This window comes from Enterococcus sp. AZ063, from assembly GCF_051715045.1.
Classification (GTDB): Bacteria; Bacillota; Bacilli; order Lactobacillales; family Enterococcaceae; genus Enterococcus_D; species Enterococcus_D casseliflavus.
On sequence record NZ_JBIOTA010000001.1, the window covers coordinates 2,105,448 to 2,132,125 of the forward strand.

At 42.3% G+C, this 26,678-nt stretch carries 20 protein-coding genes, 1 riboswitch and 1 other annotated feature; of the genes, 1 reads left to right on the top strand and 19 read right to left on the bottom strand.

All coding sequences use genetic code 11. The features are described 5' to 3' along the window. Positions 1-199: 199 nt before the first annotated feature. The 5 genes from rlmD to IGK61_RS09765 form a co-directional block, all read right to left on the bottom strand. Complete coding sequence (gene rlmD / locus IGK61_RS09745; RefSeq protein WP_074535237.1) at positions 200-1,567, bottom strand: 23S rRNA (uracil(1939)-C(5))-methyltransferase RlmD; 1,368 nt, start codon at positions 1,565-1,567, stop codon at positions 200-202. Positions 1,568-1,811: 244 nt separating this feature from the next. Continuing rightward, positions 1,812-3,641: a translational GTPase TypA gene (gene typA, locus IGK61_RS09750; protein ID WP_005236363.1), complete on the bottom strand. Its 1,830-nt coding sequence runs from the start codon at positions 3,639-3,641 to the stop codon at positions 1,812-1,814. Between the two features lie 129 nt (positions 3,642-3,770). After that, positions 3,771-4,538, bottom strand: a complete 768-nt coding sequence (locus tag IGK61_RS09755; protein WP_074535235.1) for an inositol monophosphatase family protein — start codon at positions 4,536-4,538, stop codon at positions 3,771-3,773. 8 nt (positions 4,539-4,546) lie between these two features. Further along, positions 4,547-4,819, bottom strand: a complete 273-nt coding sequence (locus tag IGK61_RS09760; RefSeq protein ID WP_008381425.1) for a UPF0223 family protein — start codon at positions 4,817-4,819, stop codon at positions 4,547-4,549. A gap of 207 nt (positions 4,820-5,026) precedes the next feature. Continuing rightward, positions 5,027-5,932 (bottom strand): hypothetical protein, encoded by a 906-nt coding sequence (locus IGK61_RS09765; protein WP_074535234.1) that lies wholly within the window; start codon positions 5,930-5,932, stop codon positions 5,027-5,029. A 188-nt stretch (positions 5,933-6,120) separates the two neighbouring features. Here IGK61_RS09765 and IGK61_RS09770 point away from each other — a divergent pair, with 188 nt between their 5' ends. Further along, on the top strand, positions 6,121-6,645 hold the full coding sequence (locus IGK61_RS09770; protein ID WP_438844818.1) for a type 1 glutamine amidotransferase domain-containing protein: 525 nt from the start codon (positions 6,121-6,123) through the stop codon (positions 6,643-6,645). 72 nt (positions 6,646-6,717) lie between these two features. On the opposite strand, the gene IGK61_RS09775 is transcribed toward IGK61_RS09770, so the two are convergent. The 14 genes from IGK61_RS09775 to purM form a co-directional block, all read right to left on the bottom strand. Next, positions 6,718-7,917 carry an MFS transporter gene (locus IGK61_RS09775; protein WP_074535233.1) on the bottom strand — a complete coding sequence of 400 codons (1,200 nt, stop codon included), beginning with the start codon at positions 7,915-7,917 and terminating at the stop codon, positions 6,718-6,720. 162 nt (positions 7,918-8,079) lie between these two features. After that, entirely contained in the window at positions 8,080-9,351 is a 1,272-nt protein-coding gene (locus IGK61_RS09780; RefSeq protein WP_016613342.1) for an O-acetylhomoserine aminocarboxypropyltransferase/cysteine synthase family protein, read from the bottom strand. A 50-nt stretch (positions 9,352-9,401) separates the two neighbouring features. Continuing rightward, positions 9,402-9,655: a binding site (T-box leader), on the bottom strand. 110 nt (positions 9,656-9,765) lie between these two features. Then, on the bottom strand, positions 9,766-11,172 hold the full coding sequence (gene lpdA / locus IGK61_RS09785; RefSeq protein WP_005230052.1) for a dihydrolipoyl dehydrogenase: 1,407 nt from the start codon (positions 11,170-11,172) through the stop codon (positions 9,766-9,768). A 7-nt stretch (positions 11,173-11,179) separates the two neighbouring features. Next, on the bottom strand, positions 11,180-12,826 hold the full coding sequence (locus tag IGK61_RS09790) for a dihydrolipoyllysine-residue acetyltransferase (RefSeq protein ID WP_015509880.1): 1,647 nt from the start codon (positions 12,824-12,826) through the stop codon (positions 11,180-11,182). A 25-nt stretch (positions 12,827-12,851) separates the two neighbouring features. Continuing rightward, positions 12,852-13,829: an alpha-ketoacid dehydrogenase subunit beta gene (locus IGK61_RS09795; RefSeq protein ID WP_005230047.1), complete on the bottom strand. Its 978-nt coding sequence runs from the start codon at positions 13,827-13,829 to the stop codon at positions 12,852-12,854. 2 nt (positions 13,830-13,831) lie between these two features. Further along, positions 13,832-14,941 carry a pyruvate dehydrogenase (acetyl-transferring) E1 component subunit alpha gene (pdhA, locus tag IGK61_RS09800; RefSeq protein ID WP_005231936.1) on the bottom strand — a complete coding sequence of 370 codons (1,110 nt, stop codon included), beginning with the start codon at positions 14,939-14,941 and terminating at the stop codon, positions 13,832-13,834. 434 nt (positions 14,942-15,375) lie between these two features. Further along, a complete protein-coding gene (gene mgtA / locus IGK61_RS09805) occupies positions 15,376-17,967 on the bottom strand; it encodes a magnesium-translocating P-type ATPase (protein ID WP_074535231.1) in 2,592 nt (863 codons plus the stop codon). Between the two features lie 187 nt (positions 17,968-18,154). Continuing rightward, a riboswitch (M-box (ykoK) riboswitch) is annotated at positions 18,155-18,326 on the bottom strand. A gap of 422 nt (positions 18,327-18,748) precedes the next feature. Beyond that, a complete protein-coding gene (locus tag IGK61_RS09810) occupies positions 18,749-19,273 on the bottom strand; it encodes an Ltp family lipoprotein (RefSeq protein ID WP_225582068.1) in 525 nt (174 codons plus the stop codon). Positions 19,274-19,856: 583 nt separating this feature from the next. Then, complete coding sequence (guaC, locus tag IGK61_RS09815; RefSeq protein WP_005230038.1) at positions 19,857-20,834, bottom strand: GMP reductase; 978 nt, start codon at positions 20,832-20,834, stop codon at positions 19,857-19,859. A 210-nt stretch (positions 20,835-21,044) separates the two neighbouring features. Beyond that, entirely contained in the window at positions 21,045-21,959 is a 915-nt protein-coding gene (locus IGK61_RS09820; RefSeq protein WP_074535230.1) for an aldo/keto reductase, read from the bottom strand. Between the two features lie 169 nt (positions 21,960-22,128). Next, positions 22,129-23,415, bottom strand: coding sequence for a phosphoribosylamine--glycine ligase (purD, locus tag IGK61_RS09825; protein ID WP_438844819.1), 1,287 nt, complete (start codon positions 23,413-23,415; stop codon positions 22,129-22,131). A gap of 16 nt (positions 23,416-23,431) precedes the next feature. After that, complete coding sequence (gene purH, locus IGK61_RS09830; protein WP_074535228.1) at positions 23,432-24,967, bottom strand: bifunctional phosphoribosylaminoimidazolecarboxamide formyltransferase/IMP cyclohydrolase; 1,536 nt, start codon at positions 24,965-24,967, stop codon at positions 23,432-23,434. Continuing rightward, on the bottom strand, positions 24,960-25,544 hold the full coding sequence (gene purN / locus IGK61_RS09835; protein ID WP_074535227.1) for a phosphoribosylglycinamide formyltransferase: 585 nt from the start codon (positions 25,542-25,544) through the stop codon (positions 24,960-24,962). Before purN ends, purH begins: the two co-directional genes overlap by 8 nt. Continuing rightward, positions 25,541-26,587 (bottom strand): phosphoribosylformylglycinamidine cyclo-ligase, encoded by a 1,047-nt coding sequence (gene purM, locus IGK61_RS09840; RefSeq protein ID WP_074535226.1) that lies wholly within the window; start codon positions 26,585-26,587, stop codon positions 25,541-25,543. Before purM ends, purN begins: the two co-directional genes overlap by 4 nt. Positions 26,588-26,678: the final 91 nt, after the last annotated feature.

Consider the following 26,678-nt stretch of genomic DNA (forward strand, 5'->3'; position numbering starts at 1 on the left):
CTTTCTGTTCCAGTTTCTGGTTTTATATTTCATCCATTCCAAACGTCACAATCGACGTAATTAGATAAACAGATGGGTTATAGTTGCTTATTTATCAATTGACTCGCTTTCTCTAGCAACTTTGGTATCGTAAGATTTTATGACAATTACCATAATAAGAATTCACGGTCAAAATTGCTGAAAAGAAGCTCGTTTTTTCTTAACGACGTTCTAACAACACGACACACTCCACATGGGTCGTTTGTGGGAACAAATCAACAGGTTGGACTTCTTTTGTCACATACCCTTCTTCCGCAAATAACGCGAGGTCACGAGCCAAGGTTGCTGGATTGCAGGAAATGTAGACGATGCGCTCTGGTTTAACCGCAGCAGTCGTTTCGATAAAGCTAGCATCTAAACCTTTGCGAGGTGGATCAACGAAGACGACTGTCGGTTGAATGCCTTCGCGTAGCCATTGCGGCATGATTTTTTCGGCTTTACCGATAAAGTAATGCACGTTTTCGACACCATTTCTTTTGGCATTGGCTTTGGCATCGTTCACTGCTTCAGGAATGACTTCCATCCCTAACACTTCTTTCACGCGATCAGCCAAACTAATCCCGATCGTTCCGATTCCTGCATAAGCATCCACAACGACATCATTTTCAGACAGTTGTGCCATCTCGAAGGCGGTTTGGTACAAGACTTCTGTTTGCGCTGTGTTGACTTGGTAGAAAGATTTCGCTGAGATTTGGAAGGTTTTGCCTAATAATTGATCATCGATCGATGACTTGCCATACAAAACACGCTCGAACTCGCCCATGATCACATTGGTTTTTTCTTCATTGATGTTTTGAATGACAGAAACAACTTCTGGAATCTCTTCGTGGATCACTTCCGCGATCTCTTCTCCCTTGAAGAATTTCGGTTTACGTGTCACTAATACGACCATCATTTCACCTGAGTGATGCCCACGACGAACGACAATGTGGCGTAAGAACCCTTCATGGGCTTCTTCATTGTAGGCTTTGACATTGAAGCGCTGCAAGATATCTCTGACTTTGATGATTGCTTGATCGATGTTTGGATCTTGAATATAAAAGTCTTCGATCGGTACCAGAGTATGACTGTTTTTGCGGTAAAATCCAGTCGTTAATTTCCCATGAATCTTTTGCACAGGGATTTGCGCTTTGTTGCGGTAACCAAATGGTTTTTCCATTCCGATTGGTGCATTGACCTTGATTTCAGGCAGTTTGGCGATTTTAGCCAAAACATTCTCTACTTGCTGCTGTTTGAAGGCTAATTGTTTGTCATAGCTCAAATGACTCAATGGAGCGATACCGGTGCGCAGCAATGCTTCATTCGGCAATTCTTGCCGATCAGGACTTGCTTGCAACAATTTCATCACTTTGGCAAAACCAAATTTGTTTCCGACTTTCAACACTTTGACTAAGGCACGTTCATTTGGCAGGGTGTTTTCAATAAATAATAAGTACCCATCGACTTTGGCGATCCCATTTCCTTCATGGGAAAGATCCAAAATATCAACTTCAAGTTCCTGATTCTTTTTAACAGGATAATTTTTCATAGATTTCTCCTTTGTGCTTGCTTTCTTCATTTTAAAAAGGAATGGCCGAAATTGCAAGCGGTGCTTATTCTAACGGTTCAATTTGACTTCGAGCAAAAAAGAACCGAAGGAGGGAAATCGGCTGATTGCTTTTTCTGGGTCCTGCGGCGAAGAGCCGCTGCAACACAGGAGCAATCCCTTTTCCATCCTTCGGAAAATCGAACAGATCAGAAGTGTTTAAAACTTTTGATCACTGTTTTAGTTATCAGTTATTTTTCTTTTTCTGTGATTTTTCCCGTTCGCTCTTGTTCAAGATTTGTTTTCTTAAACGAATGCTTTCTGGTGTTACTTCACAGTATTCATCATCATTCAAGAATTCCAGTGATTCTTCCAAAGAAAGAATACGAGGTTTCTTGATAACTGAGGTTTGGTCTTTGTTTGCTGAACGGACGTTGGTCATTTGTTTTGCTTTCGTGATATTGACCGTTAAGTCTTTGTCACGAGAGTTTTCACCAATGATCATTCCTTCGTACACTTCGGTACCTGGTTCAACGAAGACCGTTCCACGTTCTTCAATACTCATGATCGAGTATGTTGTTGCTTTTCCTGTATCGATCGATACAAGTGCACCTTGATGACGGCCACCAATTTGTCCTTGGATCATTGGCAAATATTGATCGAAAGTGTGGTGCATGATGCCGTAGCCGCGAGTCATTGATAGGAATTCTGTCGTGTAACCGATCAAGCCACGAGCTGGTGCCAAGAAAATGATCCGTACTTGTCCATTCCCTGTATTGATCATATCTTGCATTTCTGCTTTACGCATTCCCAATGATTCGATTACTGATCCCATGTATTCTTCTGGGGTATCGATTTGCACTCGTTCAAATGGTTCACATTTCACGCCATCGATTTCGCGTTCGATAACTTCTGGACGAGAAACTTGCAATTCAAAGCCTTCACGACGCATATTTTCGATCAAAATTGACAAATGAAGTTCGCCACGTCCAGAAACGATCCATGAATCAGGTCCGATTGGATCCACACGCAATGAAACGTCTGTTTGCAATTGCGCCATTAAGCGTTCTTCAATTTTACGAGCGGTTACGAATTTTCCTTCGCGACCCGCAAATGGTGAATTGTTCACGATAAAGGTCATTTGCAAAGTTGGTTCATCAATGTGTAAAACAGGTAATGAATCTTGATGATCGATTGGTGTAACAGTTTCACCAACGAAGATATCTTCCATCCCAGAAACGGCAATCAAATCACCGGCTTTGGCTTCTTGGATTTCTAAACGTTTCAAACCGAAGAAACCGAAAAGTTTCGTCACACGGAACTTTTTAACTTCTCCGTTTAATTTCATCAATGCAACTTGGTCGCCGACTTTGATTGATCCGCGGAAGACACGGCCAATACCGATACGTCCAACGTAGTCATTGTAATCAAGCAATGATACTTGGAATTGCAATGGTTCATCGCTGTTGTCGATTGGCGCTGGAATATGTTCGATGATCGTATCAAACAATGGTGCCATCGTTTTTTGTTGATCAGCAGGATCATCTGATTCACTTGAAGTTCCGTTGATCGCAGAAGCGTAGATCACTGGAAAGTCCAATTGGTCATCGTCGGCACCTAATTCGATAAATAGTTCTAAGACTTCATCGACGACATGCTCAGGACGAGCAGATGGTTTGTCGATTTTGTTGACAACTACGATTGGCACTAAGTGTTGTTCCAACGCTTTTTTCAATACGAAACGTGTTTGAGGCATCGTTCCTTCATAAGCATCAACAACCAAAACAACACCATCGACCATTTTCATGATCCGCTCTACTTCACCACCGAAGTCCGCGTGTCCTGGGGTATCCATGATATTGATTTTTGTACCGTTGTATTCAACCGCTGTATTTTTCGCTAAGATCGTGATGCCACGTTCTTTTTCGATCGCATTTGAATCCATCGCCCGTTCTTGTAATTGGGTATGGCTATCTAACGTTTGGGATTGTTTCAATAATTCATCAACTAATGTAGTTTTTCCGTGGTCAACGTGGGCAATAATAGCGACGTTGCGGATATCATTTCTAATATTCAATTTATAAACTCCTTTTTTGGTGACATTGCACTCGACAAGCCATTATACCAGAATTTCTTTCTGAAATATAGTGCAAAGTTTTCATTTTTGCAGAAAAAACCAGATATTAATAAAATATCTGGTTTTTTCTTATTGATTAACGATCGCCAATAATTCTTCAAAAGCTTTCGGTGTACCGCCTACGAACAATTCCCGTCCATTCAAGGATAGCGGCTCTCCTTTGATGTTTGCCATCTTTAATCCAAGGGTTTCTAACAAAACGCCCCCTGGCGCATAATCCCATGGCGCAAGATGAGAAAGATAGCCTGCTCTTTGTCCTTTAGCGAGGGCGATCAGCTCTACCCCAGCACAGCCAGTCATACGAATGCCTAATGCTTTGTCACTGACCTCGGTTTCGTGGTGGCGGTTATGGATCAACATGGGCGAATTCAAGCCAACGAGACCTTCGGATAAGGCAATATCTTTCGGCGGTTCGATCTTCTCGCCATTGTTATAGACACCAATCTCTGGACCACCCCATAAGAATTCATCTTTCATAACATTATAGACAAAGCCAAAGCGCCCTTTGCTCTCTTCGTAAATCGCGATCATGATACAAAAGTTTTCTTTTTCTAACACGAAATTCATCGTTCCATCGATCGGATCAATGATGAAGACCCGCCCACTCATGTCGGCAAGTGTGTCCAGTCCGTTTTCTTCACCTAAAATTTTGGCATCCGGATCATAGGATTGGATCTTACCAATCAGAAAATCTTGCGTGGCTTTATCCAATTCTGTCACTAAGTCTTTCCGTCCTGATTTTGTCTCGACCACTAAGTCTTCTTTATTTAAATTGTCTTTGATCGTTTCACCTGCAGCGATCATCCACTGGCGAACTTCATTAACGATTTCATGCATTCGTTGATCTACCCTTTCATTTTTAGTTTTCCCTCAGTCTTTTTCGCTGCCTGCACAGCATGGTACAGCGAATAGCCTGATAGTTCTTCAAATTCTCTGCCTAAACGGCGTTCCTCGCCAATGCTAGGAACGACTTTCTTAAAGGCTTGATACGCCTCAAGAAACGTACTACTAGGAAGGCCTTTTTCATAGGCTTGTTCTAATCGTTCCCACATCTTCATGACGACGACCATTTCATCTGTCGACCAATCTAAGTCAAGAGGATATTGATAATCCCGCATATTACCACTCCTATTCATCTTATTCAGTGTACCACAAAATTGAAAATAGGTCAGAGCCTCCGCTGCAAAAAAGGTACATCCTAGCAATGAATGTACCTCTTGTATACAAACTATTGAGATTTTTAAAAGCTGAAATCCGTGAATCTCAAATAAGAAGGAAATTCCTTTTTTCTTCCAACGAGATTGCTTAGTAAAAGATGACCGATTTCAAAAAGGTTCGTCTAGAAAAGCCCGCAAAAACAAAAAATTTTTAATGATAGTAATTGATTTCCACCACTGTTTACTTATGAAAAACTCTGGATAATCCGTTCCCCATTGCCATGGAATGACAAATGATCCATCTTCTTGTTGGTATTTTAAAATTTCTTGGGCTTCTTTTTTACATAATTCTTCACTAAAGATCCCAAGCAGCTGCTCTCTTGTAAAGAAAAAATTTGAAGGTTTACTGACATAAGACGTGAACCACTCTTCTGGCTCGTTTGAGACAGTATGGCGAATTTGCTGGAATAAGATCTCGCGAAAGCGGTCATTTGCTAAAACAGGCTGATACTGGATTTCTTCACAGTCTTGTAATAATTCTAGATAGACGACTAATGTGTGCATTTCACTGGTTGGTTCCTTAAGGAAACTTGCAACTGCTGTTTCGACAATTTCTTGTGCTTTTTGATAGAGGGTAGTTTCCCCTCTTTTTAAGATCATACCAGCTAGACTTACTGTTGGGTTGTCTGCTGGCACGCCTACAGGACTCTCCCACCAAATCGCATGCGGATAGGATACCGTTGACGGCACTTGGTTGAACCATTTCCCTTCAGAAAACTCTTTTCCACTAGCTAAATACCTTAAAATCCCTTGGACTTGTGGATTTGTCGAATGAAGGCATTCAAGCTCTCTTAAAATTCGACATGCCTCCCACACTGCAATCGGTGTACTGTTGGGATTCCAATGATCAGGTTCCAAACCATGCCCATACCCACCATCTTCATTTTGGTAGAATTGTAACGCCTGTAATACAGCCTCGCGAGATCCATTTTCAAAATGATACTGCCAACGAGCAAGGTCTAAAGGGCGCGCGTTTTTGTAAATAAATTTTCGAGCATTTTCGAATGCTTCCACATCTTCGCCTCCTTTGGCTTTCTTTCATTATCTCTTACTTTCCTAATGATTACAACGCTTACATCACTACCATTTCTCTGAATGACCATTCTCAAAATAGCTTCTTGGCATTTTTTAAGAAGCATACTTTTGGTGTTTCTCTTTGCATGATGTTACAGTAAGAATAACAAGAAAAAGGAGGAATTCTCTTGCGTTTAGAAAACAAAAAAATCATTGCCTTAGTCGACAATGATTTCGAAGATTTAGAATTGTGGTACCCGGTCCATCGGTTACGGGAAGAAGGCGCGCAAGTCGATTTAGTCGGTGAAGAAGCGCATAAAACGTATATTGGCAAATACGGTGTACCCGCAGAATCAGCCTATGCTTTTTCTGATATTCATGCCGATGACTACGATGCCATCTTAGTTCCAGGTGGTTGGGCGCCTGATAAATTACGACGTTTCCCAGAGGTCATCTCTTTCGTGCAAACGATGGACAAAGACGAAAAAGTCATTGGTCAAATCTGTCATGCAGGCTGGGTCTTGATTTCTGCGAATATCCTGCAAGGCAAGACGATCACCAGTACACCAGGCATCAAAGATGATATGACAAATGCTGGAGCCACATGGGTGGATACACCTGTGGTTACGGATGGACATATCGTTTCCAGCCGCCGTCCCCCAGATCTACCAGACTATATGCGGGAATTTATCGCTGTATTAGAAAAGAAATAGTACCCGTTGATCAGATTCAAAAGAGTTGCGACCGAAGCAAATACGGCCGCAACTCTTTTTTCTACTTAGCGGTCATTCGCTTACGATCGCTAATATCTTGTTACTTTTAGGGATTTTTTTCACACCGATAAAGGTCAATGCAGCACCTAGAACGGCAAACCCAGTCCCAATCAAAAGCATTTCCCAGACACCGAAGCTTTGGATCAGCATCCCGCCCAAAAGATTGCCGATCACGCCACCGATCGTGGTAGCAATGATAATAATCGTTTGTCCAAAAACCCGATCTTCATCTGCCAAACTATGGTTGAACAAATAAGCCGAAGCTGGAATAAACAAGGCAAAACTAACCCCTTGCATCAAATGGCTCATTTCCATCAGGATGATGGAGCTGATCAACAGCATCAGCACCCCACGAATGGCAAAGGCAACACTGGACAGCAACAGCCAAAAACGGCTAGACCGTATCCTCACTAACTGTTCAAAGAAAATCATGCCTGGCAATTCGCATAACGCCGCAATCATCAGGGCGATGCCAACTTCCTTACTGCCACCGCCAATATCGGCAAAAATTTGTGCCAAAAAGCTGTTGATCATCGTATGGAAGCTGAAGAGAAAGCTAAACCCGACAAAGAGAAAGAGTAAAAAAGGATATTTTTTCAAAAAGGCCCCTGAATGACTTTGTTCTGTAAGCATCACGGGCATTTCTGGCTTCTTGATCGCTGGCAGCAAAAGCAAAATAATGAGAAACAAAACGGCCTGCCCGATAGCGATCATAGGCAAAAGGGCTGCCGAAAACTCCTCCAAGAGCTGCCCCAGTAAAAAGGAGGTCCCCGCAAATCCTAGTGACCCACCCGCACGCGAAAAGCCAAAATTGATTTTGTTGCCGCTATTCGTGTATTCAAACGCCAAGGCGTTGAGAAAGGACTGCATGGAAACGAGCAAAATCCCTCCTAAAACATAGGTCAGTATTGATAATGCAGGGAAAATCACACCTGCTAAGAGCACCGCGACCACGCCGCTTGTCATCGTTTTCAAGACAACGATCAGCGGTACTTTACTTTTTTTGATAATGATTTGACTGATGAAGGGCTGCAAAATCGTAGACGCAATATTGACTAAGGCTAAAATACCGCCAATTTTTGCTGGATCGACCTTGAAATAAATCAAAAAAAGGGTCGCAAAGCCATAGATTGAGCAAAACATCATCCAATAAAGAAATTGCAAACTTGTGTAGTAAAACCGAATCCTCTTGTCACTTGCATGATTACGCATACATCCCCCACCTTATCCATATTCCTTAGCAACTAAATATAGCATAGAACCGATGGATTTACTATCCTTCTACCAACAGAAACCGCAGTTTTATTTGAAACACTAACCGACAACAAAAAAGCGCAGCATAGTATCCTGCGCTTTTCCTACTGCTTCAACTATTTAGAGCTGTTGGAAGGCTTGCGTGAGATCTTCCAAGAGATCGTTGATGTTTTCCAATCCAATGGATAGGCGAATCGTCTCTGGACGAATTTTGGCTGCTGCAAGTTCTTCTACGCTAAGCTGGGAATGGGTCGTCGAAGCTGGATGGATGATCAAGGACTTTGCATCCCCGACATTTGCCAGCAAAGAGAAGAGCTTGGTTGCGCCACAAAAGGTTTTGCTTGCTTCTGCTCCACCCTTTAATCCAAAGGAAAAGACGGAACTGGTCCCTTTGGGGAAATACTCCTGCGCCCGTTCAAAATAGGGGCTGTCCGGCAGTGTTGGGAAGTGAACCCAAGAGACTTCCGAGTGCTTGGCTAAAAATTCAGCAACTTGTTGCGCATTTTCTACATGACGTTCCATCCGCAACGAAAGCGTCTCGATGCCTAACAGCAACACCCATGAATTGAAGGGAGAAATCGCAGCGCCTGTATCCCGTAAAAGAATCGTTCGTGCCCGAGTGATATAGGCAGCGTTACCAGCGGCTTCTACCCATGAGATTCCATGGTAGCTATGATCGGGATCGACCAGCTTGGGAAATTTGCCATTTGTCCAATCAAAGTTGCCGCTGTCGATAATGGCCCCTCCCAAAGCAGCGCCGTGACCACCGAGGTATTTTGTCGTGGAATAAACGACGATGTCCGCCCCATGCTCAAATCCTCGAAACAGATAGGGAGTCGCAAAGGTATTGTCAATGATGAGGGGAATCCCTGCTTCATGAGCGATCGCTGCAATTTTTTTAAAGTCGGCAATATCAATATCTGGATTGCCTAAAGACTCTAGAAAAACTGCTTTAGTATTTTCTTGGATGGCTGCTTTTAGTGCTGCCAGATCTTCACTATCAACAAAGCTTGTAGTGATGCCAAAATCTGGCAACGTATGAGCGAATAAATTATAGGTACCCCCATAAATTGAAGCAGCAGAAACGATATGATCTCCTGCTTGTGCAAGATTTAAAATCGCATAGGTGATCGCTGCTGAGCCAGAAGCCGTTGCTAACGCACCGACACCGCCTTCTAAGAGGGCTAATCGTTCTTCTAGAACAGCCGTTGTCGGATTGGTAATACGGGTATAGATATTGCCATTCTCACTAAGACTAAATCTCGCTGCCGCTTGATCTGCGTCCTCAAACACATACGATGTGGTTTGATAAATGGGTACGGCGCGACTCCCTGTAGTTGGATCTGGTGTTTGTCCTCCGTGTAATTGAATCGTCTCAAATCTTTCTGTCATACTATTCCTCCTTAATAATACAAATAAAAAAGCCCTCTGATATCGAGATATCAAAGGACGTGTTTACGTGTTACCACCTTTATTCAAGCAGACTTTCCAGCATGCTTCTCAGCAAGTACGCGACAAATTAACGTCGTTATACTCTGACGCGATAGCGGGCGCACCCGGATCTTCTTATCTTTCGTACAAGTTCAGAAGATCACCTCTGAGGCCATTTTCGATTGATTCTACAAGTTCTTCTTGCACCCTACGAAGACTCTCTAGGCTTGCCAAATCAATGTACTTTCCTCATCAACGGTTGAAATATTAAGAGCATCGTATCATTTACAGAAGATTCTGTCAATAGCTTAGGATCGCTTTATTTTTGGTGATAAAAAAACTCGTTCACCAAATGATGAACGAGTTTCAAAAAGCTTAAATGTGGATTGGTAAACCTAGAGCTAACTCAGCAGCATCCATTGTGATCTCACCTAGAGATGGATGTGGATGGATGGTTAACGCGATATCTTCTGCGTTCATGCCAGATTCAATAGCAAGAGCAAGTTCTGAAACCATATCGCTTGCTCCTAAACCAGCAATTTGCGCACCGATGATCACATTGTCTTCAACCGTTGTTACTAAGCGAATGAATCCTTCGGTTTTTCCTAGAGATAACGCACGACCGTTACCTGAGAATGGGAATTTGAATGCTTTTGCTTCAATTCCAGCATCCTTGGCATCTTTGATGGTCATACCGACAGAAGCCAATTCTGGGTCAGTAAAGGCCACTGCAGGCATCGCTTTGTAATCAACAGCAACTTTTTTGCCAGAGATTGCTTCAGCAGCGATTTTTGCTTCGTAGCTGGCTTTATGTGCTAATGCAGCACCAGGAACGATATCACCAATTGCGTAGATGTTTGATACGTTGGTACGGCCTTGTTTGTCAACCGTGATCAATCCGCGTTCGCCTACTTCAACACCTGCTTGTTCCAAGCCCATGTCATCAGTATTTGGACGACGGCCAACAGTAACCATCACGTAATCAGCAGTAACTGATTCTTCTTTACCATCTACGGCATATTTCACAGTTACGCTATCGCCATTGTCAATTGCTTCTTTCGCCATTGCGTTGGTAACGACTGTTACACCTTTTTTCGCAAAGTCTTCTTCAACCAATTTGACCATGTCTTTTTCATAGGTTGGCAAGATTTGAGGAGAACCTTCAAGGATCGTTACTTCTGCACCTAGGTTTGCATACGCTGCACCTAGTTCAGAACCGATGACACCGCCACCGATAACAACGAATTTTTTAGGAACTTCTTTTAATGCCAATCCGCCAGTTGAATCAAGGACACGTCCGCCGAATTTGAAACCAGGGATTTCAATTGGACGAGAACCTGTTGCGATGATTGCATTGTTGAAAGAGTAAGTTTGTGCTGAATCTGGGTGGATGACACGCAATGTGTGATCATCAACGAAGAAAGCTTCTCCTTCAATTGTTTCAACTTTATGTTTTTTCAATAGGAAACCAACACCAGAAGTTAACGTTTTAACGACTTTGTTGTCTTTCCATTCTTGTGTTTTGGTAAAATCAAGGGAAACATTTTCACTTGTTACACCAAACATTGTTGAATCCAAAGATTCTTGGTAATGATGACCTGCAGCGATCAAAGCTTTTGAAGGGATACAACCAACGTTTAAACAAACGCCGCCGATGTATTCTCTTTCAATGATTGCTACTTTTTGTCCCATTTCAGCAGCGCGGATTGCAGCTACATAGCCGCCAGGTCCCGCACCGATTACAACTGTATCTAATTCAACAGCAAAATCTCCAACTACCATTTGTTAATCATCCTTCCATCATTAATAGCTCTGGATCAGCTAATAGACGTTTGATATTATTCATTGCTTGTTGCGCTGTTGCGCCATCAACGATACGGTGGTCGAAGCTTAATGAAAGTTTCATCACACGTCCGACAACGATTTCGCCTTCAGCGTTTACGATTGGTTGTTGCGCGATCGTACCTACACCCAAAATAGCTACTTCAGGGTAGTTGATTACTGGTGTGAACCAGCCGCCACCAACTGAACCAATGTTACTGATCGTGATGGTACCGTTACGCATATCATCTGCAGCTAATTTGCCGTCATGAGCAAGTTTTGCTTTTTCGTTGATTTCATCGGCGATAGCAAACATGCCTTTACGATCTGCATCTTTTACGTTTGGTACATACAAACCATGGTCAGTATCTGTTGCGATACCGATGTTGTAATAGTTTTTGTATACGATCTCTTGTTTTGCATCATCGATCGACGCATTCAAGATAGGGAATTTTTTCACTGTTGCAGTCAATGCTTTCACAACATATGGTAAGAAAGTAAGTTTTGTGCCGTTTGCAGCAGCAACTTCTTTGAATTTCTTACGGTTATCCCATAGGTTTGTTACTTCAACTTCATCATGCAAGGTTACATGAGGTGCTGTTTGTTTGCTGTTTACCATCGCTTTAGCGATTGCTTTACGTGTAGGTGTTAAGGCCACACGTTCTTCTAAATCACCTAAGTTTGATTTGAAGGCTTTTGCTGGAGCTGCTGGTTTGCTTTCAGTTGCTGCAGCTTTTGTTTCTTCTTTCGCAGGAGCTTGAGTTTCAGCTTTTGCAGCTTGTCCGCCACCTGATAGGAAGTTTTCGATGTCTTCTTTTGTTACACGGCCGCCTTTACCTGTTGCTGATACTTGAGAAATATCAACATCTTTTTCACGAGCAAATTGACGGACAGAAGGCATAGCCAAGACGCGTTTGTTAGGATCTGCTGCTTCAACAACACTTGCTGAACCAGAAGTTTCCACTTTTTCTTTTGGTGCTTCTGCAGATGTGCTTGATGAAGCAGGCGCACTGTTGTGACCAGGTGCGTCGATTTCAACTAAAACATCCCCAACATTTGCGACTGTTCCTTCAGCAACAACGATGTTTTTCACTGTTCCTGTTACTGGAGATGGAATTTCTTCCACTGATTTGTCGTTTTGAACTTCAAGCAACGTATCATCTTCATTGATGGTATCTCCTGCTTTAACGAACCATTTTACGATTTCGCCTTCTGCAATTCCTTCACCGATATCTGGTAATTTGAATTGGAAAACGCCTGAACCTTCAGAAGAACCAGCTGATGCTTCAGCCGTTTCCGTTGTAGGTTCTGCCGCTGGTTTTGCTGGTGTTTGAGACTCTGCTGCTACACCTTCATCGCCTTCGTTGTCTTCATGTCCTGGTGCATCAATCTCAACAAGGACATCCCCAACGTTTGCGACTGTACCTTCAGGGACAACGATGTTTTTCACTGTTCCTGTTACTGGAGATGGAATTTCTTCCACTGATTTATCATTTTGAACTTCTAGTAAGGTATCATCTTCATTGATGGTATCCCCTGCTTTGACGAACCATTTTACGATTTCGCCTTCTGCAATTCCTTCACCGATATCCGGTAATTTAAATTGAAATGCCATTTTCTATTCTTCCCTTCTTCAACTATTAAAAGTTCACGATTTCTTTCACTTTGTCTTCGATGTCTTTTGCATTTGGCAACCAAATGTTTTCAGCTTGACCGAATGGGAAGATCGTATCTGGTGCAGACACGCGTCCGATTGGAGCTTCTAGTGATAGAACCGCACGTTCAGAAATTTCAGAAACGACTTGAGCACCAACACCTGCTTGTTTTTGTGCTTCTTGAACGACAACCACACGACCAGTTTTTTCAACTGATTTGATGATCGTTTCAACATCAAGAGGAGCAACTGTACGCAAGTCGATGATTTCAGCGTTGATGTTTTCTTTCGCTAAGTTGTCAGCAGCTTTGATTGCTTCACGAACCATCGCACCATAAGTGATGATGGAAACATCAGAACCTTCACGAGTTACTGCTGCTTTGTCTAAAGGAACTTCGTATGCTTCTTCTGGCACTTCTTCACGGAATGAACGGTAAAGTTTCATGTGCTCTAAGAAAACAACTGGGTCATTGCTGCGGATAGAAGCAATCAATAATCCTTTTGCATCATATGGGTTTGATGGAATAACGACACGGATACCAGGTGATTGAGCGATCAATCCTTCCAAGTTATCTGAGTGCAATTCTGGTGTGTGCACACCGCCACCAAATGGTGAACGAATAGTGATTGGTAAATTACGTGTACCACCCATACGGTAACGAGTACGCGCCATTTGACCAACGATTTCGTCAAAGGTTTCAAATACGAAACCAAAGAATTGGATTTCTGGAACTGGACGGAAACCTTCTAATGCTAAACCGAAAGCCAAGCCGCCGATACCAGATTCAGCAAGAGGGGTATCGAAGACACGATCTTCGCCGAATTTTTCTTGTAAACCTTCTGTTGCACGGAAAACCCCGCCGTTTTTACCGACATCTTCACCAAAGACTAAAATCTCTTTGTCATTTTCCATTTCAACAGCTAAGGCATCTGTAATTGCTTGAATCATTGTTTTTTGTGCCATGACTATTTCGACTCCTTCGCTTCGTAAGTTGCAATTTGTTCTTTAATGTTTTGTGGTTGAACTTCAAACATGTTTTTCAAGAAATCTGAAACTTTTTGTTTTGGCACGCGGTCAGCTTCAGCGATCGCTGCTTTGATTTCTTCTTTTGTTTGTTCAATGACTTGTTCTTCTTTTTCTTCAGACCAAAGTCCTTTTTCAGTTAGGTAAGTACGGAAACGTACCAATGGATCTTTTTGTTGCCATTCGCTGTCCATGTCTTTTGAACGGTAACGGGTTGGATCATCACCAGACAATGTATGTGGACCGTAACGGTAAGTCAAGGTTTCGATCAATACAGGACCGTTGCCGTTTGCTGCCCATTCACGAGCTGCTTTAGAAACATAGTACACTGCCAATGGATCCATACCGTCAACTTGGATACCAGGGATCCCAGCTGCTGCTGCTTTTTGTGCCAATGTTGGTGCCGCACTTTGTACTTCACGAGGTGTAGAGATCGCAAAACCATTGTTTTGGATGTAGAATACAGCGTTTGCATGGTATGCCCCTGCAAAGTTGATTGCTTCATAGAAGTCCCCTTGTGAAGAACCGCCATCACCTGTATAAGTGAATACAACATTTTTCTTATTGCGTTTTTTCAATCCTAAAGCAACGCCGGCTGCTTGGACGTATTGTGCACCGATGATGATTTGTGGTGGCAATGCTTTTAAATCTTCTGGGTAAAGGTTCCCAGCAACGTGACCACGTGACCATAAGAACGCTTCTTTCAATGGCAGACCGTGTTGGATCAATTGTGGTACATCACGGTAACCAGGTAATAGAACGTCTTCTTTTTCAAAAGCAAATTGACTTGCTAATTGGCTTGCTTCTTGTCCAGCAGTTGGCGCGAAGAAACCTAGACGACCTTGACGGTTTAACGCAGTTGAGCGTTGGTCTAATACACGAGACCATACCATACGAGTCATCAATTCAACTAATTCGTCGTCACTTAAATCTGGTACTAACTCTTGATTTACAATTTTCCCGTCTTTGTCCAAAGCTTGGTAAGTTGGAAAATCCGCATTGACTTGCTCCAAAATCGCTTGGAAATCAAGTGCTTTTTGTTTTTTTGCCATCTTGACACACTTTCCTCTCTGATATAAAAATTCACTTTCGTATGTAACAGGGTTTAAATCTGTACTATCGAAATTTCATTTACTCTTATAAATTATCATTTAACTTCGAAAATGACAAGTGAAAAGGGTATTTTTTTTAATAAAACAATTCCCACTGTAGCAACTCTTAAGAAAACATTAGTGAAATTAATCACATTAAAGCAATCGCTTTCTTCAGTTTTTTCTTTTCAGATTCTTTTTTTTATTTAAGAATAGTACAGCAATCATCATTTTGCTAAACAGATTTACCATTAACCTCCTTTTATTACTTGTGAAGGATTCGACTTGAATCAAAAAGAATTTTCTTAAGATGAGAAAAAAATAATACAGAGATCGGATAAAAAGAAACAGATCGGCAATTCTCCCCTCCATAGGAAGAACGCCGACCTGTTTTTTTAAATCCATTCTTTCGTTACATGAATGTAAATGCGTTTGGCAAATTCAACTGTTACTAAATAAGCGAAATTGATACCAATAAACCATGGCCAGTAGCTTGATGGCAGCGCCGCAAAATCGAAGACGGTGTGCAATGGCGTCAAGATAACTAAGAAGCCAACTGCAATTGCTAAGACGCTGGAGATCAGGACTGCCGGTGAAGCAATACTATTGATAAATGGTAATTTTCTTGTTCGGATCATGTGAACAACTAAGGTTTGTGTCGTTAAGCCGATCATAAACCATCCTGCTTGGAACAAGGCTTGCTCTTGGATCGTATTTGCACTAAAGACATGCCACATCACAAAGAAGGTCAAAATATCAAAGATGCTGCTGACCGGTCCAATGCCGACGGTAAACTTCAATAGTCCGCCCACTTGCCATTTGACTGGTTTTTCTAACTCTGCTTTGTCTACGTTATCCCATGGAATCGTCAATTGTGCCATATCGTACACCAAGTTTTGAACCAACAATTGAATGGACAACATTGGTAAGAAAGGTAAAAAGGCACTAGCAACTAAAATCGAGAAAACATTCCCGAAGTTCGAACTCAACGTCATTTTGATGTACTTCATCATATTGGTAAATACTTTGCGCCCTTCGATGACCCCTTTATCAAGGACATTCAAACTTTTTTCTAATAAAATGATCGAGCTGGCATCTTTGGTGATATCCGCTGCTGTATCAACCGAGATGCCAACATCTGCCGTGCGTAAAGCAGGCGCATCGTTGATGCCATCTCCCATAAAGCCGACCGTATGGCCTGCTGCTTGAATGGTTTCAATGATTCGTGATTTTTGCATTGGGTTTAATTTTGCAAACAGATTGGTTTTTGCAGCTTTCGCTGCTAACTCTTCATCTGATAGATGATCAATATCGGTTCCCAATAAGTATTTATCTGCATCGATACCAACATCTCGGCAAACTTTTTGCGCAACGATCGCATTATCTCCAGTCAACACTTTGACATTGATGCCATGACCGTGTAAAGAAGCAATCGCTGTTTTGGCTGTTTCTTTTGCTGGATCTAAGAAGCCCATAAAGCCAATCATGATCATGTCTTGTTCGTCTGCTACAGAATAAACGGCATCTGCGTGGGCATCGCGTTTTACGGCAACCGTTAACACACGCATCCCTTGTTTATTCAAGCGCAGGTTCACTTGACGTAATTGCTCTCTCAATTGAGGAGTCAGTTCCATCACTTTGCCATCAACTTCTACGTACTTGCAGACTTGCTCCATTTCTTCAGCTGCACCTTTTGTGACCATTAGTTGATGACCATCCGCATTGACAACAACCGTCAAGCGGCGACGTGAAAAGTCAAAAGGAATCTCATCGATTTTTGTCACATCGTTAAATGGCGCTGCCAAACCTTCTTCTTCATAGTAGTTTAGGACTGCGATATCCATCAGGTTTTTCCACCCTGTTTGATAGTAAGAATTTAAATAGGTCATATCAAGAACCTGTTTATCTTCTACGCCAAACGGGTTTAAATGTTGTACCAGCACGACACGATCTTCGGTGATCGTACCCGTTTTATCGGTACATAGCACATCCATTGCACCTAAGTTTTGAATTGAAGGCAATTCTTTGACGATCACTTTTTCTTTTGATAAAGAGATCGCCCCTTTGGCTAAGTTACTGGTAACGATCATTGGTAGCATTTCTGGCGTCAAACCAACTGCTACTGCAATCGCGAAGAACAACGCTTCGCCCCAATCACCCTTGGTTAATCCATTGATCAGTAAAACGATTGGGAAAAGAACCATGACCATTCGCAACAATAGCTTGCTGACTTTTGTTAAGCCATCTTCAAAGGTTGTTTTGCCCCGTTTCGTGGTCGCATTTTTAGCAATATCGCCAAAGAATGTACTTTGACCGGTTTTCAATATAATGGCTTTTCCTTGACCACTTAAGACATCGGTACCCATGAAAACAAGATCTTGCATATCTAGTGCAGAAATTTGTTCATCGCTTTCTTTGATCCCAGCATCGACAAATTTTTCAACGGGCATTGATTCGCCTGTTAATGAAGATTGATTGATAAATAAATCTTTGGTCCAAATCAAGATCGCATCCGCAGGGATCATGTCGCCGGTTGCTAAGGTGACGATGTCTCCTGGAACGACCTCATCCATTGGAATTTCTCTCGTGATTCCATCTCTGGTTACGGAACAAGTATTTTCAATAAGTTCTTTTAACGCTAAGCTTGCTTTTTGGGAACGGTATTCTTGGACGAAAGTAATCATGACACTGGCTAAAATCATGATTCCCATCACAATCACTGCTTCAATATCGCCTGTTACAAAAGAAATAATCATTAATAGGGCTAAAACTAACACAAAGGGATCTTTAAAAGCGCCTAAGATCATCAACCAAGCGGGTGTTGGTTTTTGTGCGTCGACTTTGTTTGGACCATACTCTGCTAAACGTTCTGCAGCATCTTCTTCCGATAACCCTTGGAAGGAGGTCCGCATCTCCATCAACAATTCTCTTTCGGTCAATTTTGCAAGTAATTTTAGTTCTTGATCTTTAGATAGTTTTTTTAACATCTTTTTTTCCTCCTAGCACTTAGGAGTTGCTTACGCCACCCCTAGCGATTCGATAACTACTCCGCTGTTTCATCTGGGGACTGGGGTATTCCATGTGAATCTTCCTTTCTTTTTATTAGGTAAGTCACTGTGGAACGCGCGCAAAAGACACAAAAAAACGCACGCTCCCAATAAGCATGCGTAAAAAACTCATGATCATTGTAGAGCTTTAGCACTATAGGGCGTAGATAGCAAACTTGCTATCAGCTGCTTTGGGTTTAACCTTCACGATTAGACCTGTCCTACCAACTAAGCATCTCTCGATGCTTTTGCGGCAGCAGCTTGTGTCCATATAGGAGCCTCACCTAACAATTATTTGTATAAAATGTCAGTTCGTCGGAAGTCTTTCTTCCAACTACCCACATAATAACTGCTATCCTAACCAATGTCAACAGCATCTAAGGAAAAAAGCACCCTTTTTTCCAAGTTTTCTATAGGTTTTCAAATGAAAGGTCTTACAATAAAATAACAACGTTAAAGAACTGATGTGATTTTATATTTCAAAACATTTGTATCTATGTGCTTGTATTCCTTTGTTCGCGCAGACTGCTTCAAGTTAACTAATGCCATACCGCCCTATTCACTATGCTGATATTCCATTAAAATCAAAAAAGACAGCTAAGAGACTAATCAAGGTCCCATAACTGCTTTTTAGAAAGGAATAGCCATTGAGAGTTCTGACTATTTTGTCCTAGCAATACTGATTTGTATTACTTTAAAGTGTGACAGGAGTTGCAGTAAATTAATCAGCTAGATTATCAATAGCATATTGCGCTTGCTCTGGGGTATATTTATCTCCGTATTCAGATACTAGCTGATCATATAATTCACTATCAGACATTGGCATCAGGTCTAAATAGTTTTCAGCCGCTTTCAAAGCATTTGCATTCCAGTCAGTTTCAACATTGTCCACGGCATATTGGGCAGCTTCTTCAGGATAATCATCACCATAACTTGATGTTAGTTGTTCAAAAAGTCCTGCCTTACTAAAGGGCATTAATAAAAGATAGTTTTCAGCTGCACGTAAAGCATTTCTGTGTTCTCTGGGAATTGTTGCATCTTCTTCAGCTTGATCTTCTTCATCAGCTTCTGGTTCTTGAAGCTCACTTGTTCCTGTATCTGAATCATTCTCGTTTTGAATCACTTCTTCAGCATCCGCAATTTCTGAACCATTTTCTCCATCCCCGTCAGATGATGGGATAACGAAGCTTATAATACCTAAAACCACAACTAATCCCAAAAAAACTTTAACGATTTTTTTAATCAAATTTACTCCTACTTTCTTTTTCAATTCACTAGTTAATATCTTTCACAAATAAGGGTAGCATAGCACGAATAGGCTTACAACAGCAAAATACCACCATTTTTTTGACAAAACACATGGATGGCAGCTGATTTGATTCATTTTGCAGATTCTCGTTTTCATTAATTGATAATGGACAACTTAATAAAAAAACAATTAGAGAAATATCTATTTGTCGTGTAACATCGATACTCTTTTCATCAAACACATCAGTTGCTGAATATCCTCATAGCAATCCTGTCACTCAGTTACTCTAAACCTTCTAAGAAAAAACGAGCTTACACTCACTGATGATTCGAGAGAAAAACTAGTGTCTTTTCATTAATAAAGGTTAACAATGAAGGTTAATTCAATAAAATCCGTCAATATAGAATCATTCTTAATGAAATAAGTAGTCTTTTAGGACTTTCCTGTCATTTTCTTCTATCCTGCTAATACAGCACATTCATTCAAGAGTTCCTCTTACCTTACGATAATGGATCAGATGTTCTTTTATTCTATGAGAACAAAAAAACGACCTTAAAAGGCCGTTTCTTCCATATAAAAGTTAGATCGTATCTCCATTGAAAATCGAATTTTTTACGATTACGTAATCCACTTTACGAATCGATTCTAAATCTTTTCCACCTGCATAAGAGATGGATGACTGCAAGTCTTGCTGCATTTCAACTAACGTGTCTTTCAAAGAACCTTTGTATTGAATCCAAATTTTCTTTCCTTCCACGTTTTTCTTTTCACCTTTTTGAAATTCTGATGCAGAACCAAAGTATTCTTTCATCACAACGCCGTTTTCTACCTTAGTTTCCCCTGGTGATTCTTCATGACCTGCAAACAATGAACCGATCATGACCATTGTTGCACCAAAGCGGACAGATTTAGCGATATCGCCGTGTGTCCGAATGCCTCCATCTGCAATGATTGGTTTGCGAGCAGCTTTGGCACACCAGCGTAGTGCTGCTAACTGCCAGCCGCCAGTCCCGAAACCAGTTTTGATTTTTGTGATACAAACTTTCCCTGGTCCAATGCCGACTTTCGTTGCATCTGCACCAGCGTTTTCCAATTCACGAACTGCTTCTGGCGTTCCAACATTTCCAGCGATCACAAACGTTGCTGGCAAATGCTTCTTGATGTGTTGGATCATATTGATCACGGCGTTTGAGTGGCCATGAGCAATATCGATCGTAATAAAATCAGGAACAAGCTCTTTGTCAGCTAGTTCTTCCACAAAGGCATATTCATTTTCTTTGACACCTACGCTGATAGAAGCAATCAAGCCACGGCTTTTCATTTTTTTGATAAATGGAATCCGCGCTTCTTCATCAAAGCGGTGCATAATATAAAAATAGCCATTTTCAGCTAAAAATTCTGCGATCGAATCATCAATAATCGTTTGCATATTTGCAGGAACAACAGGCATCTTAAACGAGTGTCCGCCTAATGTCACCGTGGTATCACATTCTGAACGGCTGTTCACGATACACTTGTTAGGAATCAGTTGTATATCTTCGTAATCAAAAACTTTCATGTCAAACATAAAAATATCCTCCAAATCTTACTAAGAGTGAAGCAAGCATCAAATGGCATCCGCCTATTTTTAACGCCCACAACAATTTAAACCACCTAGAAGTGAAATACAAGCTTTTTAGAAATACTTTTTGAAAAAAAAGGATGAATGTTCGTCTTTTGCGAACATTCATCCTTATAAGTACTGAAAAAAACGGGATTTACTAATAAATTACGGCAAGATGTTCCCAGCTGCTTTATACACCTCATACCATTCATGGCGAGTCAATACGATCGAAGATGCTTGTGCGATTTCTTCGATCCGATGCGGGGTCATCGTTCCAGCAATCACTTGCATGTTTGCAGGGTGACGTAAGATCCACGCAGAAGCAATACCTGTTGGTGTCGTTTGATACTTGTCCGCTAGTTCAGTCAATTTTTCGTTCAACTCGGGGAATTTCTCGTTACCGATAAAGACACCTTCGAAGAAACCATATTGATACGGAGACCAAGCTTGGATCGTCATCTCAAGCAAGCGAGAATATTCAAGAATTTCTCCATCATGATCGACACTACCAGCATCCGTCATGTTGACATGAATTCCTTGATCGATCATTCCCGTATGCATGATCCCGAATTGCAGCTGATTCGCTACTAAAGGTTGGGAAACATATTTTTTCAACAATTCGATTTGACCAGGTTTTTGATTGCTGACACCGAAGTATTTCACTTTGCCGTCTTTTTCTAATTGATCAAAGGCAGCTGCCACTTCTTCTGGTTCAAACAAAGTGTCAGGGCGATGCAATAGTAGCGCATCCAAATGATCGGTTTTCAAACGCTGTAAACTACCTTCCACGGAAGAAATGATATGCTCTTTCGAAAAATCAAACATTTCACCTGGAACGATGCCACATTTTGATTGAATAAACAACTCTTCTCTTTTGGCATCCGTTTTTGCTAACGCTTCCGCAAAAATCGTTTCACACTCCCCGCGCCCATAGATATCGGCATGGTCAAAAAAGGTAATGTCATTTTCAATCGCTGTCGTCAATACTTTCACTGGGTCTTTGGCATTGTTGATTCGCATCAAACCTAAAATCACGCTAGATACTTCTAAATCAGTGGGACCGAATTTAATTTTTTTCACGTAAAGTTCCTCCTTATTTAAACTACATTCTTATTTTAGCACAACAAGATGAAAACGCTACACCAACGTCAAAAAAACCTCCTATAAAATGAAAACCACCAGCACAACCGATCGGTTCTACTGGCAGTCATCCTTTACTTTCAATTTGCATTACCCATAGAAACGTTCTTTACTTCATCGCCTTTGATGAGTTGCTATAGTGTAAGGCTTTGTCACCAATGTCATTTCGATAAAACAAACCCGACAAAGGCAATTTATTGATTGCTTCATAGACGTTCTTTTGTGCAGTAGCTAAATCCTCAGCTGAAGCTTCCACAAGAAAAACACGACCACCAGCTGCCGTCAAATCGCCTTGATCAGTAGTCTCCTCCACTCCTGCATAAAAGAATTGCGTTCCTTCTCCTTGAGGAGATGGAACAGGCATTCCTTGCTGATACTTGCCAGGATATCCTTGCGATGCAATCACGACACCGATCGAAGCCGCTTGATTCCATCGGATCACAGGCACTCGATCCTGCAAGAGATCATCAATGATCTGTGCCAGACTACTATCTAAACGACTTAACACGACTTGCGTTTCTGGATCACCAAAACGCGCATTAAATTCGATGACTTTCGGTCCATCATTAGTAGCAATCAGACCTGCATAAAGAATACCAGTAAATGGTGTCTTATTACGAATCATCCCTTTTGCTGCAGGAAGTAAAACTTCTTTGACCGCTTGATCGACCATTTCTTGCGGAATCTGCGGTACTGGTGTGTATGCCCCCATACCTCCTGTATTCGGCCCTAAATCGCCATCAAACGCACGTTTATGGTCTTGGGCAATGACCATTGGATAGACGGCTTCGTCCTTAACAAACGCCAAGAGCGAAAACTCTTCGCCAGCCAAAAACTCTTCGATCACCACTTTTGCACCACTTTCACCAAAAGCATTTTGCTCCAGCATCGCTTCGACAGCTGCATTCGCCTCATCAACGGTTTCAGCAACAACTACGCCTTTGCCTGCCGCTAAGCCATCCGCTTTGATAACGATCGGTGCACCTTTAAGTTGGATATACGCTTTTGCTTGCGCACTATCTGTAAAACTTTGATAGTCAGCTGTTGGAATGTGATTGGCCCGCATCAATTCTTTGGCAAACTCTTTTGATCCTTCGATCATCGCTGCTTGTCGATTGGGACCAAAAATTTCCAAGCCCGCCGCCTGAAAATCATCTACGATGCCATTTAGTAATGGAACTTCTGGACCAACGAAGGTCCAATCAACCTCCTGCTTTTGAGCAAAAGCAATCAAACCTTCATGATCGGACTCTTCAATTGCGACTGTCACGATCCCGTCTTTTCGCATTCCAGGATTGCCCATTGCACAAAAGACTGTTTCAACTTGAGGGTCTTGCAGAAACTTTTTTGCGACGGCATGTTCTCTGCCACCACTACCAATAACAAGTATTTTCATCGTCTTCTCCTATTTCTTAGTGTTTAAAATGACGAACACCAGTAAAGACCATCGCCACACCGTACTTATCTGCCATGTCGATCGATTCTTGATCTTTGATACTACCACCAGGTTGAATAATCGCTTTGATTCCTTGTTGTGCTGCATATTCGACACTGTCATCCATCGGGAAAAAGGCATCGCTTGCCAGCACTGAACCAGCCAATTTATTGTTTTCACGGGCTTGTTCCACAGCGATTTTCACTGAACCAACGCGGTTCATTTGACCAGCACCGATCCCGACGGTTTGCTGTTGATTGGCTAAAACGATCGCATTGGACTTCACGTGTTTCACCGCTTTCCAAGCAAATGCCAAGGCTGCGATTTCTTCTGGTGTCGGCTGTCTTTTGGTCACCACGGTCCAATCTGCTGGTGACTCCATTTGATCGTCTGGTTCTTGCACCAATAAGCCCCCAAGGACAGAGACAACTTCTGGCTGTTTGGCTGCTTTTTCGAAATCAACAACCAGCAAGCGCAGATTTTTTTTCTTCGTTAGGATTTCAAGTGCTCCTTCTTCAAATGCAGGTGCGATAATGATCTCAAGAAAAATCCGCTGCAGCTGCTGCGCAGTTGTCACATCAACTGGACGATTTAAGACGATAATCCCGCCAAAAATCGACACTGGGTCTGCTTCGTAAGCTTCTTGGAAAGCTTCAGCAATCGTTTCTCCACTTCCGATTCCACATGGATTCATGTGCTTTAGGGCTACTGCAGTTGGCTCTGTAAATTCTTCTGCGATCCGTAAGGCAGCGTCAGCATCTTTAATGTTGTTGTAAGACAATTCTTTGCCGTGGATTTGTTTTGCGCTGGCAATCGAATAGGGCACGGGTAATGCGTCTTGATAGAAGGAAGCTTTCTGATGACTATTTTCACCATAACGCAATGTTTGTTTCAAAACATAGGTTTTCGTCAAGTTCTCCGTTTCTGTTTCAGCCACCGCTTTGGTCAAGTATTCACCAATCAAGACATCGTAGGCTGCGGTATGGCGGAAGACTTTGGCAGCTAATTTCTTTCTTGATGCCAACGTCGTATTGCCTTCCTTCAGCTCAGTTAAAACCCAGTCGTAATCCTTGGGATCAACGACAACAGTTACTGAGGAATGGTTTTTCGCCGCAGAACGCAGCATGCTTGGTCCGCCGATGTCGATATTTTCGATTGCGTCGGCTTCTGTGACATCAGGCTTGCTGATCGTTTCTTTAAATGGATAAAGATTGACGACAACGAGGTCGATCGGTAAAATACCGTGCTCAGCCATTGCCTCCATATGAGAAGGCAGATCACGTCGCCCTAACAGACCACCATGCACCCGCGGATGTAGCGTTTTTACCCTACCGTCCATCATTTCAGGAAATTCTGTGATCGCTTCGATGCCGATCGGTTGAAGCCCTGCTTCCTCCAAGACGGTTTTGGTCCCGCCAGTTGAAATGATTTCAAATCCTAAATTGGTCAATTCTTGGACAAATGGTACCAGTCCTTCTTTGTCAGACACACTGATTAATGCACGTTTATTCACGATTTGATAGCCCCTTTTCCACAATTTCAGCTAAAACAGCTGGATAGATTTGGTGTTCCACTTGATGAATTTTCTCTGTCACACTTGTTAACGTATCGTCGGTGTCAATCCGAACGATTTCTTGGGCAATGATTGGCCCTGTATCAATGCCAGCATCGACATAATGAACCGTAACCCCCGTCACTTTCACGCCATAAGCGAAGGCATCGGCAATCCCAGATTTGCCTGGGAAGCTCGGCAACAACGAGGGATGGATATTGATGACTCTGCCTTCATAAGCGGATAATAGGGTGTTCCCGATGATCCGCATATACCCAGCTAAAACAATAAAATTGATGGCATGATACTGCAATTCTTCGATCAATTTCCTTTCAAAGGCTGCTTTTGACGCAAAAGCCGCTGGCTCCAAGACAAGCGTTTCATAGTCTCTTGCGCGGGCTTTTTCTATCACTGGCGCTGCAGGTTTATCGGAAAAGACCAATCCGATCTGCGCCCCTTTGATTTCATTAGCCTGGATCGCATCGGCGATCGCTGTAAAATTGCTGCCCGTTCCAGAAGCAAAGACGGCGATCCTCATCGGACTGCCTCTTTAAAGCAGACAGCTTCGTTGTCACGTTTCGTCACTTTACCGATCCGATACGCTGGTTCTTCATTGGCGGATAGAAGCGCCATTACTGCCGCAACATTTTCTGGCGCAACGGCTAAGACCATACCGATCCCCATGTTGAAAATCTCGAACATTTCTTGGTGAGGAATCGCGCCATGAGCAGCGATCAGATCAAATATCGGCAACTGCGGCCAAGTGTCTAAGGAGATTTCTGCCGCCAGACCTTCAGGCAGCATCCGCGGGATATTTTCAACAAAGCCGCCACCAGTGATATGAGAAATTCCAGCTAGCCATCCTTCTGTCAATAAAGGCTTCAATGCATCCACGTAAATTCTCGTTGGCGTCAATAAACTTTCTGCAAGTGTTTGGTTGCCAAGTTCTGCAAATGTTTCTGCTCCTGTATAGCCATGCTGTTCAAAAAAGACTTTTCTGACTAAAGAGTACCCATTCGAGTGAATGCCTGATGAAGGCAAACCAATCAGCTCATCGCCTTCTTTGATGGTTTCTCCAGTGATCAAGCGACTTTTTTCGACGATTCCTACGGCAAAGCCAGCAAGATCATATTCTTCTGGTTGGTACATTCCCGGCATTTCAGCGGTTTCCCCACCAATCAGGGCAGCACCCGCTTGCACACAGCCCTCTGCGACACCAGCAATGATTTGTTCGATCTTTGCAGGATCGTTTTTACCGACTGCAACATAGTCAAGGAAGTAGATAGGTTCTGCCCCTTGAGCGACGATATCATTCACGCACATTGCGACGCAATCAATGCCGATCGTTGTGTGCTGTTCTTGCTGGATCGCCAATAAAAGCTTAGTTCCTACACCATCTGTCCCAGAAACGAGTACTGGTTCTTTCAATTGGTACGATGATAAGTCAAAACAGCCACCAAAGCCCCCGATTGCCCCCATCACGCCTAGACGTTCTGTTCGTTTCACATGCTTTTTGATCCGTTCGACTACTTCATAACCGGCTTCGACATCGACACCGGCTTTTGCATATGCATTTGCCACGTTCGTTCCTCCTCAATCATTCATCCGCTTTTCTTCATTCAGCTCATTCGTCGTTAACGCAAGTAAACCAGCGGTCCTTCACTGCTTCGTT

Coding starts and splice junctions, on each gene's coding strand:
- rlmD (WP_074535237.1), bottom strand. CDS start 1,567: ATGAAAAATTATCCTGTTAAAAAGAATCAGGAACTTGAAGTTGATATT.
- IGK61_RS09755 (WP_074535235.1), bottom strand. CDS start 4,538: ATGCATGAAATCGTTAATGAAGTTCGCCAGTGGATGATCGCTGCAGGT.
- IGK61_RS09760 (WP_008381425.1), bottom strand. CDS start 4,819: ATGCGGGATTATCAATATCCTCTTGACTTAGATTGGTCGACAGATGAA.
- IGK61_RS09775 (WP_074535233.1), bottom strand. CDS start 7,917: ATGCGTAATCATGCAAGTGACAAGAGGATTCGGTTTTACTACACAAGT.
- IGK61_RS09780 (WP_016613342.1), bottom strand. CDS start 9,351: ATGACAGAAAGATTTGAGACGATTCAATTACACGGAGGACAAACACCA.
- lpdA (WP_005230052.1), bottom strand. CDS start 11,172: ATGGTAGTTGGAGATTTTGCTGTTGAATTAGATACAGTTGTAATCGGT.
- IGK61_RS09790 (WP_015509880.1), bottom strand. CDS start 12,826: ATGGCATTTCAATTTAAATTACCGGATATCGGTGAAGGAATTGCAGAA.
- IGK61_RS09795 (WP_005230047.1), bottom strand. CDS start 13,829: ATGGCACAAAAAACAATGATTCAAGCAATTACAGATGCCTTAGCTGTT.
- pdhA (WP_005231936.1), bottom strand. CDS start 14,941: ATGGCAAAAAAACAAAAAGCACTTGATTTCCAAGCGATTTTGGAGCAA.
- mgtA (WP_074535231.1), bottom strand. CDS start 17,967: ATGTTAAAAAAACTATCTAAAGATCAAGAACTAAAATTACTTGCAAAA.
- guaC (WP_005230038.1), bottom strand. CDS start 20,834: ATGAAAGTTTTTGATTACGAAGATATACAACTGATTCCTAACAAGTGT.
- purD (WP_438844819.1), bottom strand. CDS start 23,415: ATGAAAATACTTGTTATTGGTAGTGGTGGCAGAGAACATGCCGTCGCA.
- purN (WP_074535227.1), bottom strand. CDS start 25,544: ATGAGGATCGCCGTCTTTGCTTCTGGAACGGGCAGCAATTTTACAGCG.